Source organism: Lacticaseibacillus jixiensis, assembly GCF_042847315.1.
Taxonomy (GTDB): domain Bacteria; phylum Bacillota; class Bacilli; order Lactobacillales; family Lactobacillaceae; genus Lacticaseibacillus; species Lacticaseibacillus jixiensis.
In genome coordinates this window covers 90,847-97,099 of sequence record NZ_BAAFPR010000011.1, presented here as the reverse complement: position 1 = coordinate 97,099, position 6,253 = coordinate 90,847, and the positions used below count along the sequence as shown (strand labels likewise).

4 protein-coding genes are annotated in these 6,253 nt (G+C 51.4%); all 4 read right to left on the bottom strand.

What is annotated here, in order from left to right; translation table 11 throughout:
- Positions 1-1,062 precede the first annotated feature (1,062 nt).
- Positions 1,063-2,253, bottom strand: a complete 1,191-nt coding sequence (gene tuf, locus ACGG90_RS08865) for an elongation factor Tu (protein ID WP_390408467.1) — start codon at positions 2,251-2,253, stop codon at positions 1,063-1,065.
- Between the two features lie 206 nt (positions 2,254-2,459).
- A complete protein-coding gene (locus ACGG90_RS08860) occupies positions 2,460-3,374 on the bottom strand; it encodes a hypothetical protein (RefSeq protein WP_390408465.1) in 915 nt (304 codons plus the stop codon).
- A gap of 95 nt (positions 3,375-3,469) precedes the next feature.
- Positions 3,470-5,152, bottom strand: coding sequence for a ribonuclease J (locus ACGG90_RS08855; protein ID WP_390408462.1), 1,683 nt, complete (start codon positions 5,150-5,152; stop codon positions 3,470-3,472).
- Positions 5,153-5,950: 798 nt separating this feature from the next.
- Positions 5,951-6,220, bottom strand: coding sequence for a 30S ribosomal protein S15 (gene rpsO, locus ACGG90_RS08850; protein ID WP_390408459.1), 270 nt, complete (start codon positions 6,218-6,220; stop codon positions 5,951-5,953).
- Positions 6,221-6,253: the final 33 nt, after the last annotated feature.

Genomic DNA, 6,253 nt, shown 5'->3' with positions numbered 1-6,253 from the left:
GTGCGCTCGCTTTGCTCACTTGCGCGTCTAAATGCTTGCCGCGATTTGTACAGCGAGCCAAGCACAGCCCGCTTGTCTCACTGTACAAATCGTTTCACGGCCTGACCGCCGCTTGCCCCACGCCACTCCGCAACCCCTGTCCTTGGGTGTTCGAGTTAGCGACAAATTGGGCGATCAAGGCGCGAAGTTGCAGACGTGATTACTAAAATCAACTTTGGAAAATACAGCAGCAAGCAAGGCTCAGTCAACGATGAAAAATGCTCAAGCTCGACACAATCTTGAATAACGGAGTGACCAAACATCTCACAAATCGTATCTAAGCGTTTCTCGACTTTCAGATCAACGGCTCGAAAATCGTTGCAATACTCACCAGAATCCACCCGGTTCGATGAAAATCAGCATTGCTCATTGGCATGACTTCAAAAACCGAATCCAACAAGTAACCACAGGCCACACATAACTGGTCGCTCGTGCCACTTGTTGGCTGATTCAACTATTGTAGGACAGGGATTGCGTAGGTGCGCGGGGCAAGCGGCGGTCAGGCCGTGAAACGTGTGATGTCAGGTAAGACTCGCGTACTTTGCGAGGCTCACCCGACATCACACGCGGCAACTTTTGAGATTTGCAAGGCGAGCCGCAGGCGAGTGCAAAGCTCAAAAGTTAGGTGGAAAACGCGCGCTTTTCAGCGCGGTTGGAACCGGCCGCACTGCCTGCGCCGCCGCTTGCCCAGCGCACCGAAGCAATCCCTGTCCGGGCTTTTTACGCTGTGGTCTTCGTCGAGCTGCGCAAAGCAACGCGGGTGCGGCTAGCTACGCCATGCTGCTCGAGGCAAAGTACGCCTCAAACAACATGGCTAGGCTATCCGACCCGCTAAGTGCGCTTTGCTCCGCTGTGGTCTTCGTCGAGCTGCGCAGCCCAACGCGGCGTGATATAAGTCGTGACGCCACTTGGGCAAAGTACGCCCAAATGTCATCCCGCCTTATATCCACCGCTAAGTGCGGGCTGCTCCGCTCTGGGTAAAAAAAAACACCCTGCCTAAGCAGAGTGTTCTTTGGTGTAATGTTAGTCCATGATCTCAGAAACGACACCGGCACCAACAGTACGGCCGCCTTCACGAACAGTGAACTTGGTACCCTTTTCAATAGCGACAGGGCTGATCAAGTCAACTTCGAAGGTAACGTTATCACCAGGCATTACCATTTCAACGCCATCAGGAAGTTCGATGACACCGGTAACGTCAGTGGTATGGAAGTAGAACTGAGGACGATAGTTGGAGAAGAATGGCGTATGACGGCCACCTTCTTCCTTGCTCAAGACATAAACTTCACCCTTGAACTTGGAGTGTAATTGGATGGAACCTGGCTTAGCTAAAACTTGGCCACGTTCAACTTGGTCGCGGTTGATACCACGAAGCAAGACACCAACGTTATCGCCGGCTTCACCAAGATCCAAAGTCTTACGGAACATTTCCAGACCCGTAACAGTGGACTTGAGAACTTCTGGCTTCAAGCCGATGATTTCGACTTCGTCACCGATCTTAACAGTACCACGATCGATACGGCCGGAAGCAACAGTACCACGACCAGTGATGGTGAAGACGTCTTCAACAGGCATCAAGAAAGGCTTGTCAGTGTCACGAACTGGAGTTGGGATATATTCGTCAACCGTGTCCATGAGTTCTTGGATAACCTTCTTTTGTTCTTCGTCGCCTTCAAGAGCCTTGAGGGCAGAACCACGGAGAACCGGAATATCGTCACCAGGGAAATCGTATTCGGACAACAGTTCCCGAACTTCCATTTCAACAAGGTCAATCAATTCGTCATCGTCAACAAGATCAGTCTTGTTTAAGAAGACAACGATGTAGTCAACACCAACCTGGCGAGCCAAAAGGATGTGTTCACGAGTCTGTGGCATCGGGCCGTCAGTAGCGGCAACAACCAAGATCGCACCATCCATTTGCGCAGCACCGGTGATCATGTTCTTAACGTAGTCCGCGTGCCCAGGGGCATCGATATGCGCATAGTGGCGCTTTTCGGTTTCGTATTCAACGTGGGCGGTGTTGATGGTGATACCACGTTCCTTTTCTTCTGGGGCAGCATCGATTGATGCGTAGTCTTGCGCTTTAGCAAGGCCCTTTTCGGAAAGTACCTTGGTGATAGCCGCGGTCAGGGTAGTCTTACCGTGGTCAACGTGCCCAATCGTACCAATGTTTACGTGGGGCTTAGTGCGTTCATAGTGTTCTTTTTCAGCCATGAAAAAACGAACCTCCTGTATTTTTGTCGCAAAGTTGCGCACAGCACAGCCGTGCAAACTCTACTTTATAGTGTACTACATTCACGCCGAAACACCAAAACAAATATTTCGGCTGGAAATGAATTCCGAAAATGATTATATCGAGAAACGCCGGCTTTGTAAAGCCTAGGCGTCAAGTTTTTTTCATTTACAGCAAAATCCCGTTATTACGCCATATCCATCAGCTTGGCGGTTTGTTGCTGCAGCCAGTTGAACAAGGCTTGCTCATCCTTAGTCACGCTAGGCGCCTGCTTGTGTAAGTAACTGCTGGCAAAATGTTTCGGATCTTTGATCACCTGATCGATGAACGGATATAAATAACCTAACTCAAAGCGCAGCACTTCGACTGTTGCCTTCATCAGCTCCGGATCATTGAGCCCGATTTGGCTTTGGATCTCAAACAACACCGCCAGCAAAGTCTTGTCCCCTAAGGCCCCAGGGAGATCGCGCGGCACCACCGACCCGGTACAATTGTACCCAGCCACTGTCACCGGCGCATCGTCACCAACAGCCGTTAACGCGTCTAACAAGCTGATGCGCACCGCCGGATGGACATCTGGATCGGCGAGGTTGGCCCGCGCGGCCTCGCGCAATTGGGCTTTAGGCAAGCGGCCCAATTGCTTCAACAAGGTTTCTTGCTCATGAGCATCAAAGCCGCCTAAATGGCGCAGCTGCTTGGCCAAAGTCGCGATCTGCGCTTCATGCGCCGCCAGATCCGCTTGCTCTGCCGCTTCGATCCGCGCTTGGATCGCCGGGGCTTGCCCTGATTGGACATGATGCAGCACCGCCCAAGCAAAGCGGTAATCCGGCAACGCCAACAAGGTATCATACAGCGTGTTGGTATCTTGTTCAGTCGCCAAGAAATCTTCCATGAATTCGCTGAGGTAGCCCACAGCGTCTTGCGGCTGATGCAGGCCGTTTTCGGCGGCGACTAATAAGCGGGCAACTTCAAAAGCTTCCGTCTCTTTGAAGGCTTTCTCCAAGTGCGCCACGGCACTGGCGTAGTTTTGTGCCTTTAAGGCCCGCTCGCCTAACATTAAGTGGCGATTTGGGTTATTAGGCATGGACACGACTTTTCCCATGGAAAACATTTCTCCTTTAGCTGCTGACAATTGTAATTTGCTTTAACATTCGGCAAACGGCCCCAGACATTGTCTGCGACCGTTATCAACTTGCATTATTGCCGCTTGGCACTGTTTTGGTTGACTTCCATGATCACAGGCAAGATCACCGGCCGGCGCTTGGTTTGATCAAACAAGAAGTGGCTTAAATCATCGCGCACGGCTTGTTTCAAGGTGCTCCAATCGAACTCTTTGTGATCGAGGTTTTTTTGCACCGAATCAGCCACCAATTTGGCAGATTCTTGCAACAAGTTCTTAGACGTCTTCATGTAAACAAAGCCGCGAGATTGGATCTTTGGATGCGCCACGACTTTCTTCTTCTTGCGGTCAATGGTGACCACCGCGATGAAGATCCCGTCTTCGGCTAACATCTTGCGATCACGCAACACAATGTTGCCGATATCGCCGACGCCAATGCCATCGATCATGGTGTTGCCGGCGTCAACGTGGCCGGCGTTATGCATTTTGCCCTTCTCGATGCTTAAAATGTCGCCTAAGCCTGGAATGAAAATGTGCGAATATGGGATCCCGACTTCATGGGCGATTTCAGCATGAGCAGCCAATAAGCGGTATTCACCAATCACCGGCACCAAGAACTTCGGCCGCAACAAGTTCAACATCAACTGCAAGTCTTGCTTGTTGGCATGACCGGAAGCATGCAAATTGTCAGATACGGCTTTGACCTCACCGCCAGCGCGATAGATCAGATCTTTGGTACGCGCAGCCATGGTTTCCATCGCATGCGAAATCGACGTGGTGATATACACCAAATCGCCTTCATGAATGTGGATCAAGCGGTGCTTGGAAGTGGCCATGCGCTGCAAGGACTTCAAGGGTTCGCCCATGCGGCCGGTTTCGAGAATGACCGTTTGTTCTGGGGCCAGTTCTTTGAGGTCTTTGGTCGTCGCCAGAATATCGCTGTTTGGCAGCTTGATGTATTTCATCTTGATGGCTGTTTTGACGATTTTCTGCACATCGCGACCGGTCAAGACCACCCGCCGGTCGTTAGCCGCAGCGGCGTCTAAGACCTGTTGGATGCGTTCAATGTTGCCGGCAACACTGGCGACAATGATCCGCCCGGTGTGGTACTTGAAGGTCTCTTTGATGTTTTCGTAGATCTCGCGCTCTGAGGCGTTGGTGTAAGGTGATTCCGCATTGGCTGAATCAGACAACAAGGCCAAGACGCGATTTTCGCCGATATGCGCCAAGCGTGCCAAATCGCTGCGATACATCGCACGCGCACTTTGGTCGAATTTGAAATCGCCGGTGTAGACGATTTGGCCTTCAGGGGTTTGAATATCAACGCCTAACGACCCTGGAATGCTGTGAGTGGTGCGGAAGAACGACACCGACACGCCATCGAAATCAATGACTGATTTCTCATCGATCACATGGAAGTCTTTGAACTTCTTGGCTTGCGGGTCGCCTTGGGTGTAAAGCTTCGCCACTGCAATGGTCAATTCAGAACCGAATACCGGCACTGGATGTTCACTGAGAAAATACGGCAAGGCCCCCACTGCGTCTGCATGGCCATGGGTTAAGAAGATCCCGGCGATGCGATCGGCGTTATTTTCTAAGTAAGTCAGGTCTGGGATCACGATGTCGATCCCTAATAATTCGTTGTCTGGGTACTTCAACCCGAAATCGACAACAAAAATTTGATCGTCCACTTCGACGGCATACATGTTTTTACCATTTTCGCGTACACCACCGAGGGCAACCAGATTGATTTTAGTCATGGTTTCACCTCATATTAAGTTTATCACCACCAGAATTCCGTGCGCGCACGTGATTCGGCGCACTCCTGACAGTCACGGTTTTTCCTAACGACTAGTGTACCACAGCCACACCAGAAAACCTATGCTTGCCCAAAAGTCGGCCCCTCGCGGATGGTGGTACATGACCAAACACCATCACGCTAACATAATGCCAGCGACCATCACTGTGCAAGGATTGATGAAGTTTTGCTATGTTATCCGGAAAACAATCATCATTGGCGCAGACAGGATCGCCAATAACCATTAACGAAACCTCCCCTGCCCGTCGATTAAACCTGTTGCAACCGTTAGCTGGATCGATCAGCGTTTCGTTTATCACGCGGTTGGACGCCTGATTCGAATACCAAAGGACAGGTACAGCGTAGGCACGTGGGGCCGCAAGCCGGTCAGGCCGTGAAACGAGCAGCATCACAAGACAAGCGGGCTGTGCTTGGCTTGCGATACTGCTCGCGGCAAGTTTGAAGACCCGCGTTGAGCGCAGCGATGCGGGGCTTCAAACTTAGGCGGAAAACGCGCGTTTCTCAGCGCGGTTGCAGCCGGCCGCACCGCCTGCGCCGGCTTGCGGCCCCACGCGCCGAAGCTGCACCTGTCCGGGCCTGGCAGATCCACGCTTTTTACGCTGTAGTCTTCGTTGAGCTGCGCAAAGCAAAGTACGCCTCAATCACCATGGCTAGGCTACCTGACGCGCTAAGTACGCGCTGCTCCGCTCTGGTACAAAAAAACTCCCCTGCCATTGGCAAGGGAGTGAAATTGCTAAGATTAACGACGCAGACCCAAGGATTGGATGAGTTCACGGTAGCGGGCGATGTCCTTGTTACGCAAGTAGCGAAGCAAGTTACGACGTTGGCCGATCTTCTTCATCAAACCAACATATGAATGATGGTCCTTATGGTGAACATCCAAATGGTCGTTTAAGGCCAAGATGTCAGCAGTCAATACGGCGATTTGGACTTCTGGTGAGCCAGTGTCGCCTTCGTGACGTGCATACTTTGCAATGATTTCGTTCTTTTGAGTTTGTGAAATAGCCATGGGTTATTTCCACCTTTCTTAATATAATTGCCT